The organism is Mesobacillus jeotgali, from assembly GCF_002874535.1.
Taxonomy (GTDB): Bacteria; Bacillota; Bacilli; order Bacillales; family Cytobacillaceae; genus Mesobacillus; species Mesobacillus jeotgali.
Map to the genome: position 1 here is coordinate 4,241,662 of NZ_CP025025.1, position 16,823 is coordinate 4,258,484.

The window sequence follows — 16,823 nt, forward strand, 5'->3', positions numbered from 1 at the left end:
GTCAGATTGAGGCCCGTCTTTCACGGGGCAGTCCAGCTACAAGAAATCTTCTGATTTCAGCGGCAAATGCCGCCTATGAAAAATCCATCAATCCCTAATTTTTCAACTGATTCATTTCATCAATATTGACCGTTCTGCGGTTGCGGTAAAGCGAAATCAGGATCGCCAGTCCTACCGCTACTTCAGCTGCTGCTACCGCGATGGAGAACAGCGCGAAAACCTGGCCAGTGATCGAAGGATTCACTCCGTATTTACTGAAGGTTACCAGATTGATATTAACCGCATTTAGCATCAATTCGATGGAAATCAACACAATAACTGTGTTCTTTTTTGTCAGGGCACCGTAAAGGCCGATGCAAAAAAGAATAAGTGCAAGAGCTAGATAGGCTGAAACCGGAACAGAACTCATTCCTGATCACCCTCCTTTTCGTCATCCTTTCGCGCCAGTACGATTGCGCCGACAAGCGCGGCAAGCAGGATCACGGATGTCAGTTCAAACGGGATGATGTATTGCGAGAACAGTGATATCCCGATTTGTTCTGTGTTATTTTCATGCAGTGTATTTGGTACTGCTTCGAAATTCAAATCGTAAATTCCGAAATAAACAGCGGCGCCAAAGCCAATTACGCCGAGCAGCAGTGCAAGCTTGCGCAGCATACCGCCTTTTGGTTCAGCATCGTCACCATGGTGGCGGGTGAGCATGATTCCGAACAACATCATGATCGTGATGGCGCCGGAGTAGATCATGACTTGGATGACCGCCAGGAATTCGGCGGACAGCAACACATAAATACCTGCAATACTGACGAAAGTAAAGACGAGCGCTACGACCATGTGGATCACCTTGGTGAGGTTCAATAAAAGCACGCCGCCGATTACCGCCACTAAAGCAAGTGACATAAACGCAAAGAATTCGCCTGTTAACGTCATGCTTTATTCACCTTCCGTATATTCTCATCATTTTCGTCAAGCCATTCCAGGTTCTTGAATAAATCATCCCGGCTGTATTCAGCAAGCTCAAAATTGTTCGTCATGATGATCGCTTCAGTCGGGCAAACTTCTGTGCACAGGTCACAGAGGATGCAAAGTTCGAAGTTGATATCATACGTATCAATGATTTTGCCTTTTTTCGTTGGATCAGGATGCTTTTTACCAGTCAAGTTAATGCAATCTGTCGGGCAAATATTGGCACACTGGTTGCAGACGATGCATTTTTCAGGATAAAACTTCTGGATCCCGCGGAACCTGTCAGGAAGCGGAATCGGTTCGTTCGGATAATCGTAAGTCAGCTTTTCGCGAGTCAATTGTTTAAGGGTATAAGCTAATCCTTTAGTCCATCCTAGCACGTAATTCACCCCTTTAATGCAGGAAGCAATGCTGCTTCCGTTCCTATTTTAGAAAAAATTCTTTAATCAAAGCAGTAAGGAAGATGTTTGCCAGCGCTACCGGCAGAAGCACTTTCCATGCGAACTCCATCAATTGGTCGGCGCGGATACGCGGGAACGTAGCACGGAACCAGATGAGGATGTAAACCACTAAGCTGAACTTGAGCGCGAACCATACAGCTCCTGGAATGAAGCCGAGGAACGGCAGCGGCAGCCAGCCTCCAAGGAATAAAACAGTGATCAACGCAGACATTGCGAACATATACACATATTCAGCCAGCATGAACATCGCCCAGCGGAAGCCAGAGTACTCTGTGTGGAAACCGGCAACAAGCTCGTTTTCCGCTTCTGCAAGGTCAAATGGAACCCTGTTCAGTTCGGCAGTAGCAGCAATGAAGAACACGATGAACGCGATTGGCTGCCATAGGATGAACCAGCCACTGTCACCTTGTGCTGCAACAATCTCATTAAGATTGAGGCTGCCTGTCAACAGGACGATACCAATAACGCTCATGACAAGCGGGATTTCATAGGAAATCATTTGTGCCGCGGCACGCATACCGCCAAGCAATGAGTATTTGTTATTGGATGCCCAGCCTGCCATCAGCATGCCGACGATTGTCAGCCCTGAAATGGCGATGTAATACAGAAATCCGACATTCAAGTCAGCAAATTGCAATTTGTCAGTCAACGGAATCGTCGCCATGACCATGAAGGACGGCGCGAATGCGATGACTGGCGCGATAATGAACAGCGGCTTATCCGCTGCTTTTGGTATTAAGTCTTCTTTTACAAGTAGCTTTACAACGTCGGCAACGGATTGCAACAGCCCCCATTTACCGCCGACATGGGATGGACCGTAACGGCCCTGCATAAAACCAAGCACTTTCCGCTCTGCCAGAATCGCCATTGTTACGAATCCAAGGATTACGAACAGCAGGACGACAGCCAGGACGAAGAAAATACTGAAATTCATGAGGCCTGCGCTTGATTCGAGTAGCTCCTGAACCATTATCCGTCTACCTCCCCAAGAACGATATCAACCGCTCCTAAAATTGCAATCAGATTTGAGATGCTTTCACCTTCGAGCAGTTTAGGGAGGATTTGCAGATTATAGAAGCTCGGTCTTCTGAACTTGAGACGGTACGGCTCTTTTTTGCCATCGCTGGAAATATAGCAGCCGATTTCGCCTCGTGAGCCTTCGATCCGGACAAACGCTTCCCCTTTTGGAGCCTTGATGATTTTTGGAACTTTGGCTATGATTTCTCCGTCTTTCGGGAATTGCTGCACAGCCTGTTCGATGATTTTCAGTGATTCTTCGATTTCGCCCATCCTTACATGGTAACGGGCAAGTGCGTCGCCTTCTTCGCGAGTGACAACGTCAAAATCAAAGCGGTCATAGATTGAATACGGCTCATCCTTGCGCAGATCCCATTTTACGCCTGTTGAGCGCAGGTTCGGTCCGCTCAATGAGTAATTGATGGCATCTTCCTTTGTATATGTACCGATGTTCTTTGTACGGTTGAGGAAGATCTCGTTTCCTGATACAAGCTGGTGGTAGCCTTTCAGCTGGCCTCTCAGATAAGGGACAAACTCTGCCACTTTTTCAATCCAGCCTTCCGGAGCATCCCATTTGACTCCGCCTACACGCATGTAGTTGAACGTCAGACGAGCACCAGACAGTTCATTCAACAGGTTCAGGATCATCTCGCGGTCACGGAATGCGTAAAGCAATGGGCTTGTGGCACCGAAGTCGAGAATGAATGTTCCCCACCACAGCAAGTGGCTGGCAACCCTGTTCAATTCCATTGCCAGTATCCTTAGATACTCGGCGCGTTCAGGAACCTGTAAGCCCATCATCGTTTCGACTGCATGGACGATTACATAATTATTCGTCATCGCCGAAACATAGTCCATCCGGTCTGTATACGGAATGATCTGTGTATATTGCAGGTCTTCGGCTAGCTTTTCAGTCCCGCGGTGCAAATAACCGATCACCGGCTTTGCTTCAACGATAATTTCACCGTCAATTTTCAGAACGAGGCGGAATACACCGTGTGTACTAGGGTGCTGCGGGCCCACGTTCAAGAGCATTTCTTCTGTGCGTATCACGGGCTACACCTCCACATCATACGGTTCATAGTCTTTTCTTAACGGGTGGCCTACCCAGTCTTCACCAAGCATGATGCGATGGAGGTTTGGATGGCCTTCGAATTTGATGCCAAGCAAATCATACGCTTCACACTCTGGCCAATCAGCTCCTGCCCATAGTGGCTGGACGGACTGAATAACAGGGTTATCGCGGTCAAGCTTGACCTTTAAAGCAACTGACTGCCTGTTTTTGTATGAGTACAAGTGAACATACACTTCCATATGTGTCTGGAAATCAGTACCGTGTATCTCTGATAGGTAATCAAAGCCTAATAGTTCGTTGTACTTCAGGAATTCAGCCAGGCGATAATAAGATTCCTTCTTCGCGACAAGCGTTGGGACATCCTTTGAAAGAGGATTAATATAGGAATCTTCCAAAATATTATCACCAAGGTTGTCTGTGATCACTTTTACATATTTATCTAAGTAAGGCTGGTTAGGAGATGGCTTCTTCTCTTCAACAGGTTCTTCTGCTCCTGCTTTTGCGCCAGCTGCTGATTTCGCTTTCGCTGCAGCGGCTGCTTTTGCCTTAGCTGCGGCAATCGCTTTCGCTTTTTCATCGTCAGCGGAACCTCCGCCGGCTGCGGCTTTTGCTTTCGCTGCTGCGGCCGCCTTAGCTTTTGCTACGGCTGCGGCTTTCTTTTTCGCAAGATCATCATCGTCCGTTGAAGCCTCTGCTCCTCCGCCTGCCTCCTGAGCTTTCCTTTTCGCTGCCGCTGCTGCCTTAGCCTTCGCTACCGCTGCGGCTTTCTTTTTAGCAAGGTCATCGTCGTCGCCTGCTGGAGCCTCTGCTTCTCCGCCTGCTTCTGCCTGCGCTTTCCTCTTCGCTGCCGCTGCTGCCTTTGCCTTCGCTACGGCTGCGGCTTTCTTTTTCGCAAGGTCATCGTCGTCGCCTGCTGAAGCTTCAGTGGCTGCTGGAGTTTCAACTTCAGCGTTTTCCTCCACCTGGCCGGTTGCTTTCATTTTTGCAAGAGCGGCGGCTTTCGCTTTTGCTGCTGCGGCGGCTTTTTTCTTGGCTAATTCAGCATCTTGACCTTCTACCGGAGCCGATACTTCTTCTTTGGCTTCTGACGCTTCATCTGCGGCCTGGCCAGTCGCTTTCATTTTCGCCAGTGCAGCTGCTTTCGCCTTCGCTGCTGCGGCGGCTTTCTTTTTAGCGAGTTCAGCATCGTCACTTGATGGTGCTTCTGCCTTTGCCTCGGTTTGCTTCACTTCAGGTTCTGCGACTTTGTCGGCAACCTCTTTCGGGTCATTTCCTTCCCCTGCTTGTTTAGCTGCCTGACGCTGCTTTGCAAGCTCTTTTGCTTTTTGGGCTGCTTCTCTCTTTATCTGCTCTAAATCCTTTTCCCCGCTCATCGGTTAGATCACCTTCTTCCCGGTTTTCGCCTCATAACGGATTTTCTCTTTCAATTTATTAATCCCGTAAATCAATGCTGCTGGATTCGGCGGGCAACCCGGTATGTAAACATCGACCGGCACGATCTGATCGACACCTTTTACAACTGAGTATGATTTTACATATGGACCGCCTGCTGTCGCGCATGAACCCATCGCGATTACCCACTTTGGTTCTGCCAGCTGGTCGTACAGCCTGCGGACAGTCGGAGCCATTTTCTTCGTTACGGTACCAGAAACAATCATGACATCAGACTGACGAGGTGAGTTCCGGTAGAATGTCCCGAAACGGTCCAGGTCATAGTGAGCCGAGCTGGATGCCATCATTTCAATCGCGCAGCACGCAAGACCGAAAGTCATTGGCCACATCGAGTTGCTGCGGGCCCAGCCTTTAACCTGTTCAAGAGTTGTCACAAATACGTTCCTTTGGAGTTCTGCCACTTCTTCAGGTGAGAAATCATCCAACTTTAAATCCATTTTAGCACCTTCTTTTTCCATGCGTAGATGAGTCCGATGAGAAGCATTACGACGAAAATCAGCATCTCGATCAATGCGAAGATTCCCAGCTTCTCATAGGCGACAGCCCATGGATACAAAAACGCTGTTTCTACATCAAAAATAACGAACATAAGAGCAAAAACATAATAACGGACATTAAACTGGACCCGCGCATCACTGAACGGTTCCATCCCGCTCTCGTAGGTGGTATATTTCCGCTCGTCCTGCTTGTACTTCGGCCTCAAAAGCTTAGCCACAAACAAGGCTACGATTGGAAGCAATACCCCGAGACATAGGAACACAAAGACTATCAAATAGTTATTTTGATATAGATTCAACTGCTCCATGCCCATCCCTCCAATGTTGTGAAATTTTCATACTTTTTAATCTTGTAACCGATAACAATTATACCATTGTTACAATAGTGTGTCGACAAGCCTTTGAACAATCTGGCAACCTTCTTCCAAGCCTTTTTCAATAGAAAAATAGTTTCTGATTGATGGTTGGATTCCCCGCTGGAAAGAGTCGTCCCCTTCCATACTTAGTTGTACAGAAGGCAATTTATTCTCATTGTTTTCACCATGCTTTTTATTGCCGTGGCAGCGCATCAATTTGGAGTGTGCAGCCCCCTTGTTTCGGTATCCACTGCTCCTAAAATAAGACAATCGGTTACATTTTATATTAAATACATTTTGGGTTAAGTTGTCAGTGACGTTTGTCAACATTGTGGCAATCTCTTTTGGAAGATTGACTTTGAATTGTTTTTGGCGAACATTTTTGTGATTTTTGCGTGGAAGAGGTGAATGAGTACTGAGTTCTTCTAATTTTGCTTATAAATCAGTGGCTTGGAAGGAAGAACTCTTCTGATTTTGATTAAATGTATGGTTGAAGTAAGGAATTCTACTGAAAATTGGAGGGTGAATTTGCTGGTGTTTAGTTTTATTGGCGGTTTTCACACTTTTATTGGCGATTATTCCGATTTATTGGCGAAAAAAAATTTTTATTAGCGAAAATCAGATTTTATTGGCGGTTTTCACAACTTTATTGGCGAAACGGAATCTGCGCCCAAATTTGCAAGGATACTGGAAGCAGGTTCGCCACGCTACGCAATAAAAAACACCCTCCGGCGTCCCGGAGGGTGTTGATCGAATCATTAAAATTAAATTCTGCGTTCTGCAACTGAAATACGGTTGATCGCACGCTGCAGGGCAAGTTCTGCACGCTTGAAGTCGATGTTCTCCTGCTTTCTTTCATGCAGGCGCTGCTCAGCGCGTTCTTTTGCTTTTAGTGCACGTTCAAGATCGATTTCAGATGATTGTTCAGCAGATTGAGCAAGGATGGTCACCTGCTCAGGACGGACCTCGAGGAAGCCGCCGCTGACTGCAATGAACTCGTTATTGCTGCCATTTTTCAAACGGACAGCGCCAATTTGTAGCGGTGCAACCATAGGAATGTGGCCTGGCAAGATTCCAAGCTCGCCTGTGCTCGCTTTTGTGCTTACCATTTCAACATCTGATTCATACACCGGCCCATCGGGAGTAACAACACTGACTTTAATCGTCTTCATTTTTTACCCTCCTGGTCCGTTATTAGACCTCTACACCCATACGTTTTGCATTCTCGATAACTTCTTCGATTCGGCCAACTAGGCGGAATGCATCTTCTGGAAGGTGGTCATATTTGCCGTCAAGGATTTCAGCGAATCCTTTAACTGTTTCTTTAACTGGCACGTAAGAACCTTTCTGTCCTGTGAACTGTTCAGCTACGTGGAAGTTTTGTGACAGGTAGAACTGGATGCGGCGAGCGCGGTGTACAGTCAGCTTATCTTCGTCAGAAAGCTCATCCATACCAAGGATCGCAATGATATCCTGAAGTTCTCTGTAACGCTGCAATGTTTGCTGTACGCGGCGAGCTACTGAATAGTGGTCTTCGCCAACGATTTCAGGTGTCAATGCACGTGAAGTCGAAGCAAGTGGATCCACTGCAGGGTAGATACCCATTTCAGAAAGCTTACGCTCAAGGTTTGTTGTTGCATCCAAGTGAGCGAAAGTTGTAGCCGGAGCCGGGTCAGTGTAGTCATCGGCTGGTACATAGATCGCCTGGATGGAAGTAACAGAACCTACGTTAGTAGATGTGATACGTTCCTGCAATTTACCCATTTCAGTTGCAAGAGTCGGCTGGTAACCTACCGCTGATGGCATACGGCCAAGTAGGGCAGAAACCTCAGAACCTGCTTGCGTGAAACGGAAGATGTTATCCATGAAGAAAAGAACGTCCTGTCCTTGCTCATCACGGAAGTATTCTGCCATAGTAAGACCAGTCAGGGCAACACGCATACGTGCTCCTGGCGGCTCGTTCATCTGACCGAATACCATCGCAGTTTGCTTGATAACGCCAGAGTCAGTCATTTCATGGTAAAGGTCGTTACCTTCACGTGTACGCTCACCAACACCTGCGAATACGGAGATACCGCTGTGCTCTTGAGCGATGTTGTTGATCAATTCCTGGATAAGAACGGTTTTACCTACACCGGCACCACCGAACAATCCGATCTTACCACCCTTGATATATGGAGCAAGAAGGTCAACTACCTTGATCCCTGTTTCAAGGATTTCAACCTCAGTTGAAAGCTGTTCGAATGTTGGAGCTTCCCTGTGGATTGAATCGCGGCGTGCATCAGCAGCAACTGGAGCGTCAAGGTCGATTGACTCACCCAATACGTTGAATACACGTCCTAGTGTTACGTCCCCAACCGGAACGGAGATTGGAGCACCTGTATCTAATACTTCGACGCCACGCTTAAGGCCGTCTGTGGAAGACATCGCGATTGTACGAACTGTGTCATCGCCTAAGTGAAGGGCTACTTCAAGAGTTAGTTCGATGTTCACATCCGCATCGCTGGTTACAATTTTCAAAGCGTTATAGATCTCTGGAAGATTGCCGCTTTCAAACTTAATGTCAACAACCGGACCCATAACCTGGAGAACGCGTCCTTTGTTCATCTTGTTCCCTCCTATCGTACTAGTTGAAATATATACATCATGATGGGATGCGGCATCAAGCCACATCCCCTGTTATCATTGGAAAATCTATTCGAGTGCTGCAGCTCCACCGACGATTTCGGTGATTTCCTGGGTAATAGCAGCCTGACGCGCGCGGTTGTAGCTCAAGCTGAGGGAATTGATCAGCTCTTTCGCATTGTCCGTTGCGTTTCTCATGGCTGTCATACGAGCAGCGTGTTCACTTGCTTTGCTATCAAGCAGTGCTCCGTAAATCAAGCTTTCTGCGTATTGCGGCAAGAGAACTTCCAGGATCTCCTCAGCGTTTGGTTCGAATTCATAAGAAGTAAGCTTTGTTGAAGCTCCGCCAATATCCGTTAATGGAAGCAGCTTCTTATCCGTTACTTCTTGTGCAATCGCGCTGACGTAATGACTGTAGTAAATATATAGTTCATCAAATGTACCATCCGAGTACATGCCAACTGTGTTGCTGGCGATATCCTGGATTTCCGCGAAAGACGGCTGGTCAGCGATGCCTACGATATCAAGGACAACGTTCATGCCACGGCTCAGGAAAAAGTCACGGCCGACACGTCCGATCGCGATGATCGCAAACTCATCATTTGATTTATGGCGTTGCTGGATTGTCTGATACAGCTGGCGCAGGACGTTACTGTTGTAAGCACCTGCAAGACCACGGTCAGATGTAATCACTAGATATCCCGTCTTCTTGACTGGACGGCTGTTCAGCATTGGGTGGTTGGAATCCTTGCTGCCCATTGCGATTGAGGCAGTCACTTCCTGGATTTTTTCCATGTAAGGAACGAATGCTTTCGCGTTCATGACTCCACGGTTCCATTTAGCTGCGGATACCATCTCCATTGCCTTGGTAATCTGGCTCGTCTTTTTAGTCGAAGTAATACGGTTTTTTATATCGCGTAAAGATGCCATTTCGGTTCTCACCACCCTTTTACAAAAGAATTGTTAGTCCAAGGTCAGGCAGGACCAGTATGAGGCTGGTTCCTGCATCACTTATTATTCAGATACCGCAAACGTCTTTTTGAAAGCGTTGATTGCAGCAGTCATATCGTCGTCTGAAGGAAGTTCCTTCGTTGAACGGATATGATCTAACACTTCTGTATGGTTGTGGTCTAACCATGAAAGGAATTCACCTTCGAAGCGGCGGATATCCTGCAATGGAATATCGTCTAGGAAGCCGCGAGTAAGTGCATATAGGATTGCTACTTGCTTTTCAACAGCAAGTGGCTTGTTAAGATCTTGTTTAAGTACTTCTACCGTACGGGCACCGCGGTTAAGTTTTGCCTGAGTTGCTTTGTCAAGGTCAGAACCGAACTGTGCGAATGCTTCCAATTCACGGTATGAAGCAAGGTCAAGACGCAGTGTACCAGATACCTTCTTCATCGCTTTGATTTGAGCGGATCCACCTACACGGGATACAGAAAGACCTGCGTTGATCGCTGGACGTACGCCAGAGAAGAATAGGTCAGACTGCAAGAAGATCTGTCCGTCTGTGATTGAGATAACGTTCGTTGGAATGTAAGCAGAAACGTCGCCTGCTTGTGTTTCAATGAACGGAAGTGCTGTGATTGAACCTGCGCCTTTAGCGTCGCTCAACTTAGCAGCACGCTCTAGCAAGCGTGAGTGCAAGTAGAATACATCCCCTGGGTAAGCTTCACGACCTGGAGGACGGCGAAGCAGCAAGGAAAGTTCACGGTAAGCTGCCGCTTGTTTTGAAAGGTCATCATATACGACAAGAACGTGCTTGCCATTGTACATGAACTCTTCACCCATTGTTACACCAGCGTAAGGAGCAAGGTATAGCAACGGAGCTGGCTGGGAAGCAGATGCTGTAACAACGATAGAGTAATCTAACGCGCCGTGCTTACGGAGAGTTTCAACCGCGTTACGTACAGTTGATTCCTTCTGTCCGATTGCAACGTAGATACAGATCATGTCCTGGCCTTTTTGGTTAAGGATTGTATCGATCGCTACAGATGTTTTACCAGTCTGGCGGTCACCGATGATCAATTCACGCTGTCCGCGGCCGATTGGAACAAGAGCGTCAATCGCCTTGATACCAGTCTGCAACGGCTCATGAACTGATTTACGATCCATAACGCCTGGTGCAGCATACTCGATTGGACGAGTTTTAGTTGTATTGATTGGACCCATGCCATCGACTGGCTGTCCAAGAGGGTTTACGACGCGGCCGATAAGCTGTTCCCCTACAGGAACCTCCATGATGCGGCCCGTACGGCGTACCTCGTCACCTTCGCGGATGTCCGTGAAAGGTCCAAGGATGATGATACCGACGTTATTTTCTTCCAGGTTTTGTGCCATACCCATAACGCCGTTTGAAAATTCAACAAGTTCTCCAGCCATGACATTGTCGAGGCCATGAGCACGGGCGATACCGTCACCAACACTGATAACTGTACCCACATCACTCACTTGAATTTCCGACTGATAATTTTCGATTTGCGATTTTATCAGCGCACTGATTTCTTCAGCTTTGATGCTCATGAGTTTCACCCCTATCTACGAATCTTAGCCTAGCAATTTACGTTCTAAGCGGTCTAGCTTGCCGCGCAAGCTGCCGTCAAAAATGCGGTTTCCAATGCGAAGCTTTACGCCTCCAAGCAAATTGGAATCTACAATGTTTTCAATTTGAAGTGACTGTTTGCCAACCTGTGGCGCGAACGAAGCTGAAAGTGCTTCAGCTTGCTCAGCCGTCAACGGCTGGACACTATAAACTTTTGCTTCAGCCACGCCTTTTGCATCATTCGCAAGGGCGATGAACTGGTCAGCAACGTCTGCGATTTGGTCTTCGCGGTGGCGGTCAACCAAGATCATCAGAGTATTAAGGACATATGTGCTCACAGATCCAAAAGCTTGCTTTAAAACCTCTTTCTTCTTCTCATTAGGAAGCTTAGGAGACTTTAAAAATGCAGTCAATTCAGGATTGTTCACAACAACTTCTTTCACTGTGCGAAGCTCTTCCTCAACCTGTGGAAGGGCCTGCTTTTCAGAAGCGAGTTGAAAAAGTGCCAGGGCATAGCGTTTTGCTACTGTCGAGTTGCTCATCGGGCATTACCCGCCTCTTGAATGTATTCATTGATGAGCTTTTCCTGGTCAGCCGCAGAGATTTCCTTCTCGATTACTTTAGAAGCAATCAATACAGATAGTGAAGCAACTTGTTCGCGGATCGCTGCAACAGCCTGCTCCTTCTGCTGTTCAATTTCAAGCTTCGCAGATTCTTTGATTCTTTCAGATTCAGTGCGTGCCAGTGCAATGATTTCATCACGCTGTACATCGCCCTGTTTCTTTGCGTTTTCAATTAGGCCCTGTGCTTCTGTGCGTGCCTGCTTAAGCATGTCACGCTGTTCTTCCAAAAGTTTCTGTGCTTCAGCACGGCTTTTCTCAGCCGCTCCGATTTCGCCAGCAATATGCTCTTCACGTTCCTTCATGATGCCCATCAATGGACCCCAAGCGAACTTCTTAAGCAATGCTAACAAAACAAGGAACATAATGAGCTGGAACAAGATATCACCTGTATTAAGGCCGGCTGCCGCTCCCATTGCATAATTCATTGTTAACACCCTCGATTCACTCCCTTCAAGAGTTGTACCATGATTTAAAAAGGTCCAACATGCGCCATCTGGCAAAAAGCCAACGGCTCAAAGCCACTGCTAAAGGCTGCCCGTTACAAATCCAGGGGCTTGCCCGATTTTATTTCAAACTATTGCTTGCATTCAAATTCAGGTCGACCCCTGCCGATATAAACCCGCAAAAGTCTACATAGTAGAATGGCGAAGGTTCGCGCGGAATGATCTTCGCCATCTTAAATTCTTATAATGAATTAACCACCAATAACCATGAACGCGATAACTACAGCGATGATAGGAATCGCTTCAACCAATGCAACCCCGATGAACATTGTAGTTTGAAGCATACCGCGAGCTTCTGGCTGACGAGCGATACCTTCTACTGTACGTGATACGATCAAACCGTTACCAATACCTGCACCAAGTGCTGCTAAACCAATTGCGATTGCTGCTGCTAAAAGACCCATTATAAAGTTCCTCCTTTAATGTATGAAAAAATGTTTTTTGTGTTTTGTCCATTAAATGAACAGGTATATATTAATGGTCATGGCTCACTTTATGAGAGAGATAAACCATCGTTAACATTGTGAAGATAAATGCCTGGATTGCTCCGACGAAAACGGAGAAACCTTGCCATACAAGCATTGGAAGTGCTGCAGCCAAGTGTCCGACTGCATCCGTAGCGAGGCTGGCTGCAAGCAGACCCAACAGGATCTCACCTGCGTAAATGTTACCGTAAAGACGAAGACCAAGTGTGAGCGTGTTCGCGAACTCTTCAATGATCTTGATCGGGAACATGAACCAAAATGGCTTAAAGAATTCTTTGCCGTATTCAGCAGTCCCTTTAAGCTTGACGCCATAATAATGGGAAAGTCCTACAACCATGACTGCTAGAGTCAGTGTAATGACTGGGTCAGCTGTTGGTGATTTCCACCATAGTTCATTGTCGACAACGACAGAGAACGGCAGTCCCAGCATATTGGAAACAAACACATACATCAGTAATGTGATTCCAAGGACGTGAAATCTTCCCCCATCCTTCCAGTCCATCGTGCTGTTGATGATTCCTTTGACGAAATCCATAACCCATTCCATGAAATTCTGCATTCCTGCCGGTTTCATCGCAAGCTTACGAGTGGAAAGAACTGCAATGATGAAAACAATAGCAGACGCCACTGTGATCATCAGCATATTTGCTAAGTTAAAAGTAAGCCCAAATAAATCTAATAATGGAGCTTCATGATGCATCAGTAAATTCACCTCTCTTCCCCGCTATTTACGTGATTGAAAAGACTGGACAAAAAAATCTATCATAATGACAATGTAAGCTGTCATTAATCCCAAAATTGTAAACACAAGGTTTATGCGATCCGGGTATTCCATCGCAACTATCACAGCAAGCGCTCCGGTAGCAAGCCTCGACATCGAGCCGAGCGAGCGCACCTTCTTCCCCTGTACAACCGAATCACCAAAGTTGTTCATTTTCCTCGCAAGCAGCCATAAATTAAAAAGGCTCAGGCTTGTACCAAAGATCAACCCGGCAAAAACAGATTGATAGCTTGTAAAGCCGTACCCGAGTACGTATAGAGACAACAAGGTGAATATGTATTTGCGCTGGCGAATAAACAAGTCCTGGATTTCCATAAATGGCTAGTCTCCCGAAAAGAAGTGTTGGATGAGGCGGAGCATGGCATAAACACCTGCCGCCAATCCGATCAGCAATCCGAATATTAAGAAAAGCGGTTCTGTACCAAGACTTTGGTCCAGCCATCTTCCGGAAAAAATGCCAATTAAAATGGAGCCTACCAATTGAGATAGTATAGCGGACATGAGTGCCATCGCTTGAAAAGGGTGGCGGTTGTTTCGGCGCATAAAAAACGCATCCTCACTTTTGAGAATGGGAGCTTCAGGGGGTGAAAAATCATTTTCCGAAAAAACAATATTTTCACAAAAAAAGCTTGCATATCAACATTGAAAACCTTATCATTTTATGCCCTTTGTAAGCATACAATAGGCTATTGTCAATGTCAATCCATAGCGGTGAAAAAATTCACAAAGTTTTCACTTAAAATATATACCAGTAACCCTATGTTAGTATTATATTATTAAAGCTTATTTTTATCTGAATTCTCTCAGTGTTTTTTTCCATTAATGTCGTTTTTGAGGTGTGACCGAGATTATGGAAGAACACCAATAGTTTAATGAAAATAAAAAAGGGCCGGATAAGGATTACTTTTCTCCGGCCCTTGTATTATTTCACAAACCACTGCGTCTATCGTGCTTTCCAATCCTTGTACTTTTACCTATAAAAATCATGGCGTCTATCGTGCTCTCTCGCCCTTTTTTCTTTGCGAATACCTTGGCAAGGTACAGTCCTTCCTCCGGCAATTTTTCCAGAGGTATTTCCTTTCCTACCATTCCCTTTTCCAGTTTTCTTCCCCAATCAAGGAATCCGACGAAGCGGTATTGATCCGGATCAAAAAGCGCTATGCCAAATTCGTCTGCTCCTCCAGGCAAATAGACTTCATAACGATAAGCCTTGCCGTTATCTGCCGGGGCGAAGTCGAAGCCCATCACCCGCGGATAATCAGGTTCTTCCAGAACATACAAGTATGGAATCCTTATCTCGTTTTTCCCATCATCCATAACAAGGCTGCCATCATGGATTTTATCTTTTAACAAATCCGGAGTGGCTTTCATCGCAAGCTCCACGTTTTTGGCTTCATTCGGTTTCAGCGAAAAGCTCATCGGAAGCTCCCATTCAATTCCCTTTTCTTTTTGGGGAATCGAAAATGAATAATTTTTAGTGTCTGAACCTGTATTTTTGACTGTAAGCTTCGCAGAGTGACGATGCATGTTATCGGTAAGCTGGAATTTACCGAATTGCAGTGAACCTGGAATGACCAGGCTCTCCGTATTGATCGCTGCATCCAGCTGGATCCTTCCTGCTCCCTGCTCGAAGGTCCGGTACCTCTTGCCGTCACGGTCGCTGATATCCTTGGCAGTGTTCATAATTGCTGCCTTGATTTCAGCCGGGGTCCAATCTGGATGGGCTTGCTTGATCAGCGCTGCTGCTCCTGCAATATGGGGCGCTGCCATGCTTGTTCCCTGAAGCGGGAGGTAGCCTCCGGGAATCGTACTGTTAATCGCAACGCCGGGAGCGACAATATCCGGCTTGATTTCCCATGTGACTGTCACCGGACCGCGAGAGCTGAAATCAGCAAGGATATCTTTTTCTTCTATTAATTTCATGCGAATCAGCATTGAGTTTTTATTAAGCTGTTTTTTTAGCGCCAATCCTTCTGCTTTACTGATTGCGGCCACTGGGATTGGCAGGTTTTCTTCGAGGTTTCCAAAGAATGTTCCCTTTGTGTTGTTATAGATAATCACGCCGATTGCACCTGCTTCCAATGCATTCTTCGCTTTTTCGGTAAAAGTCAGCTTACCCCGTTCGACTAGCACGAGCTTATCCCTTACATCATTCATTTCTTCTTTCGTTCCCAGCCCTGCAATAACAAGCTGTTCACTTTGGGTAATGTTCCAATTGTCCGATCCCTGTAAAAGTTCTAGCCGTATTTCTTTAGATAGTCCTGGGGCGTTGACATAAGGCACCTGCATTGGAGGCGTTGAGGCCCCTACCGAGATGGCCTTTGAAGCCGTGCCTGGCGAACCTACAGTCCACCGGTTTGGACCAGAATTCCCGGATGAAGTGACTGCGACGATTCCCTCATCGACCGCCTTATTGAGCGCCAGGCTGATAGGAAGGTCCGGGCCATTGACATCATTTCCGAGCGAAAGATTCAGGACGTCCACTTTGTCTTTTATCGCTTCATCGATAGCAGCTATGACCTGTTCGGTCGTTCCACTCCCTCCTGGTCCAAGCGCCCGGTAGGCAACTATTTTCGCATCGGGAGCCATCCCCCTCATTCTTCCGTTCGCCGCGATGACACCTGCCACATGCGTTCCGTGCAGGGTGCTTCTAAAGCCGGCACCCTTCGTTTCCATCGGGTCATCATCGCCATCGACCAAATCATGTCCTCCGGAAAAACTTCTCCGCAAGTCAGGATGCTCATAATCTATCCCCGTGTCGATTACCCCGATCGTCACACCCTTCCCTGTAAGGCGATTGCCTTTTTCATCAAGAAGCCCGCGGACCGCTTCCGTTCCAATCAACTCAAAATTATCGATAAAGCTTTCGCTTGGCTTGTATCGATTTGGCAGATGGGCTGAGTTCTCCACCTTGTACGTGTTAACTTCGGATAAAAATTGGATGTCATTCGACTGTTCAAGCTGTTGAAGCTCGGAGATAGGCCCCTTAACGGAATATCCATTTACCGCATGCTTGAAAATGCGGCGAAGCTTTGTGTTTTTTAGGTTTTTTAGCTGATTTTTGATTTGTAGTTCTTCGACCGGCTGCTCCGTCAGCACGATAGCAACTTTCTCAGTCTGGGGATCTTCTTGAGGAATCGGCGGGAGCTCCAGTTTTTGCGGTTGAAATGCAGTGAGGATTGCCAATGCTAGGACAATTATTAATAAAATAAGTTTTTTCATGAAAAATAGCTCCCCTTTTTTAACATAGCGTTTCTTTTTAGGGAGTTTTATATTCAGAGTACATCTATTCCGTGAAAACGTTATATAATCTCGCGAAAAGTGTGTTGAGTTCCGCGAAAAATTACCATTATCCTGCGAAATCATACCTTAATTCCGCGAACTAGAATAATTCTAATTCCATAACGAAAAAAAGCACCTCTTTTAAAAGAGGTGCCTCT

The 16,823-nt window shown here is 46.5% G+C and carries 19 protein-coding genes; all 19 read right to left on the bottom strand.

Translation table 11 applies throughout. The annotated features are described in order from the left end of the window. Window positions 1–94: 94 nt before the first annotated feature. The 19 genes from nuoK to CD004_RS21250 all read right to left on the bottom strand — a co-directional run bounded on the left by nuoK (window position 95) and on the right by CD004_RS21250 (window position 16,605). The gene (nuoK, locus tag CD004_RS21155) at window positions 95–409 is read right to left on the bottom strand and encodes an NADH-quinone oxidoreductase subunit NuoK (RefSeq protein WP_023613593.1); all 315 of its coding nucleotides are present in this window, start codon (window positions 407–409) and stop codon (window positions 95–97) included. Beyond that, entirely contained in the window at window positions 406–930 is a 525-nt protein-coding gene (locus CD004_RS21160) for an NADH-quinone oxidoreductase subunit J (protein ID WP_102264573.1), read from the bottom strand. The genes nuoK and CD004_RS21160 overlap by 4 nt, the downstream gene beginning before the upstream one ends. After that, window positions 927–1,346: an NADH-quinone oxidoreductase subunit NuoI gene (gene nuoI, locus CD004_RS21165; RefSeq protein WP_023613591.1), complete on the bottom strand. Its 420-nt coding sequence runs from the start codon at window positions 1,344–1,346 to the stop codon at window positions 927–929. Before nuoI ends, CD004_RS21160 begins: the two co-directional genes overlap by 4 nt. 43 nt (window positions 1,347–1,389) lie before the next feature. Next, window positions 1,390–2,397, bottom strand: a complete 1,008-nt coding sequence (gene nuoH / locus CD004_RS21170) for an NADH-quinone oxidoreductase subunit NuoH (protein WP_102264574.1) — start codon at window positions 2,395–2,397, stop codon at window positions 1,390–1,392. Then, window positions 2,397–3,497, bottom strand: coding sequence for an NADH-quinone oxidoreductase subunit D (locus tag CD004_RS21175; protein ID WP_102264575.1), 1,101 nt, complete (start codon window positions 3,495–3,497; stop codon window positions 2,397–2,399). The genes nuoH and CD004_RS21175 overlap by 1 nt, the downstream gene beginning before the upstream one ends. A 3-nt stretch (window positions 3,498–3,500) precedes the next feature. After that, window positions 3,501–4,892, bottom strand: coding sequence for an NADH-quinone oxidoreductase subunit C (locus tag CD004_RS21180; RefSeq protein WP_102264576.1), 1,392 nt, complete (start codon window positions 4,890–4,892; stop codon window positions 3,501–3,503). Between the two features lie 3 nt (window positions 4,893–4,895). Continuing rightward, window positions 4,896–5,408, bottom strand: a complete 513-nt coding sequence (locus CD004_RS21185) for a NuoB/complex I 20 kDa subunit family protein (protein ID WP_023613587.1) — start codon at window positions 5,406–5,408, stop codon at window positions 4,896–4,898. After that, on the bottom strand, window positions 5,399–5,776 hold the full coding sequence (locus CD004_RS21190; RefSeq protein ID WP_102264578.1) for an NADH-quinone oxidoreductase subunit A: 378 nt from the start codon (window positions 5,774–5,776) through the stop codon (window positions 5,399–5,401). Before CD004_RS21190 ends, CD004_RS21185 begins: the two co-directional genes overlap by 10 nt. An 812-nt stretch (window positions 5,777–6,588) precedes the next feature. After that, entirely contained in the window at window positions 6,589–6,996 is a 408-nt protein-coding gene (locus CD004_RS21200; protein WP_102264580.1) for a F0F1 ATP synthase subunit epsilon, read from the bottom strand. A gap of 22 nt (window positions 6,997–7,018) precedes the next feature. After that, on the bottom strand, window positions 7,019–8,431 hold the full coding sequence (atpD, locus tag CD004_RS21205) for a F0F1 ATP synthase subunit beta (RefSeq protein WP_102264581.1): 1,413 nt from the start codon (window positions 8,429–8,431) through the stop codon (window positions 7,019–7,021). A gap of 87 nt (window positions 8,432–8,518) precedes the next feature. Further along, a complete protein-coding gene (locus tag CD004_RS21210) occupies window positions 8,519–9,379 on the bottom strand; it encodes a F0F1 ATP synthase subunit gamma (protein WP_102264582.1) in 861 nt (286 codons plus the stop codon). 84 nt (window positions 9,380–9,463) lie between these two features. After that, complete coding sequence (atpA, locus tag CD004_RS21215; RefSeq protein WP_102264583.1) at window positions 9,464–10,972, bottom strand: F0F1 ATP synthase subunit alpha; 1,509 nt, start codon at window positions 10,970–10,972, stop codon at window positions 9,464–9,466. Window positions 10,973–10,996: 24 nt separating this feature from the next. Next, entirely contained in the window at window positions 10,997–11,533 is a 537-nt protein-coding gene (locus tag CD004_RS21220) for a F0F1 ATP synthase subunit delta (RefSeq protein ID WP_102264584.1), read from the bottom strand. Then, window positions 11,530–12,039, bottom strand: a complete 510-nt coding sequence (locus tag CD004_RS21225) for a F0F1 ATP synthase subunit B (RefSeq protein WP_264191046.1) — start codon at window positions 12,037–12,039, stop codon at window positions 11,530–11,532. The genes CD004_RS21220 and CD004_RS21225 overlap by 4 nt, the downstream gene beginning before the upstream one ends. A 269-nt stretch (window positions 12,040–12,308) precedes the next feature. Continuing rightward, window positions 12,309–12,521, bottom strand: coding sequence for a F0F1 ATP synthase subunit C (gene atpE / locus CD004_RS21230; protein ID WP_023613579.1), 213 nt, complete (start codon window positions 12,519–12,521; stop codon window positions 12,309–12,311). A 70-nt stretch (window positions 12,522–12,591) separates the two neighbouring features. Next, entirely contained in the window at window positions 12,592–13,302 is a 711-nt protein-coding gene (atpB, locus tag CD004_RS21235; protein WP_102264586.1) for a F0F1 ATP synthase subunit A, read from the bottom strand. A gap of 24 nt (window positions 13,303–13,326) precedes the next feature. After that, on the bottom strand, window positions 13,327–13,698 hold the full coding sequence (locus CD004_RS21240; RefSeq protein WP_102264587.1) for an ATP synthase subunit I: 372 nt from the start codon (window positions 13,696–13,698) through the stop codon (window positions 13,327–13,329). Between the two features lie 6 nt (window positions 13,699–13,704). Then, window positions 13,705–13,926 carry an AtpZ/AtpI family protein gene (locus CD004_RS21245; protein ID WP_102264588.1) on the bottom strand — a complete coding sequence of 74 codons (222 nt, stop codon included), beginning with the start codon at window positions 13,924–13,926 and terminating at the stop codon, window positions 13,705–13,707. A 384-nt stretch (window positions 13,927–14,310) separates the two neighbouring features. Beyond that, window positions 14,311–16,605, bottom strand: a complete 2,295-nt coding sequence (locus CD004_RS21250) for a S8 family serine peptidase (protein ID WP_102264589.1) — start codon at window positions 16,603–16,605, stop codon at window positions 14,311–14,313. Between the last annotated feature and the right edge of the window lie 218 nt (window positions 16,606–16,823).

Bases quoted from the DNA above. Each gene is read 5' to 3' on its own strand.
- CD004_RS21185 (WP_023613587.1), bottom strand. From the start codon at position 5,408: ATGGATTTAAAGTTGGATGATTTCTCACCTGAAGAAGTGGCAGAACTC.
- CD004_RS21160 (WP_102264573.1), bottom strand. From the start codon at position 930: ATGACGTTAACAGGCGAATTCTTTGCGTTTATGTCACTTGCTTTAGTG.
- nuoH (WP_102264574.1), bottom strand. From the start codon at position 2,397: ATGGTTCAGGAGCTACTCGAATCAAGCGCAGGCCTCATGAATTTCAGT.
- CD004_RS21225 (WP_264191046.1), bottom strand. From the start codon at position 12,039: ATGAATTATGCAATGGGAGCGGCAGCCGGCCTTAATACAGGTGATATC.
- atpB (WP_102264586.1), bottom strand. From the start codon at position 13,302: ATGCATCATGAAGCTCCATTATTAGATTTATTTGGGCTTACTTTTAAC.
- CD004_RS21250 (WP_102264589.1), bottom strand. From the start codon at position 16,605: ATGAAAAAACTTATTTTATTAATAATTGTCCTAGCATTGGCAATCCTC.
- CD004_RS21240 (WP_102264587.1), bottom strand. From the start codon at position 13,698: ATGGAAATCCAGGACTTGTTTATTCGCCAGCGCAAATACATATTCACC.
- CD004_RS21180 (WP_102264576.1), bottom strand. From the start codon at position 4,892: ATGAGCGGGGAAAAGGATTTAGAGCAGATAAAGAGAGAAGCAGCCCAA.
- CD004_RS21190 (WP_102264578.1), bottom strand. From the start codon at position 5,776: ATGGAGCAGTTGAATCTATATCAAAATAACTATTTGATAGTCTTTGTG.
- atpD (WP_102264581.1), bottom strand. From the start codon at position 8,431: ATGAACAAAGGACGCGTTCTCCAGGTTATGGGTCCGGTTGTTGACATT.
- CD004_RS21220 (WP_102264584.1), bottom strand. From the start codon at position 11,533: ATGAGCAACTCGACAGTAGCAAAACGCTATGCCCTGGCACTTTTTCAA.
- atpA (WP_102264583.1), bottom strand. From the start codon at position 10,972: ATGAGCATCAAAGCTGAAGAAATCAGTGCGCTGATAAAATCGCAAATC.
- CD004_RS21245 (WP_102264588.1), bottom strand. From the start codon at position 13,926: ATGCGCCGAAACAACCGCCACCCTTTTCAAGCGATGGCACTCATGTCC.
- atpE (WP_023613579.1), bottom strand. From the start codon at position 12,521: ATGGGTCTTTTAGCAGCAGCAATCGCAATTGGTTTAGCAGCACTTGGT.
- CD004_RS21200 (WP_102264580.1), bottom strand. From the start codon at position 6,996: ATGAAGACGATTAAAGTCAGTGTTGTTACTCCCGATGGGCCGGTGTAT.
- CD004_RS21210 (WP_102264582.1), bottom strand. From the start codon at position 9,379: ATGGCATCTTTACGCGATATAAAAAACCGTATTACTTCGACTAAAAAG.
- nuoK (WP_023613593.1), bottom strand. From the start codon at position 409: ATGAGTTCTGTTCCGGTTTCAGCCTATCTAGCTCTTGCACTTATTCTT.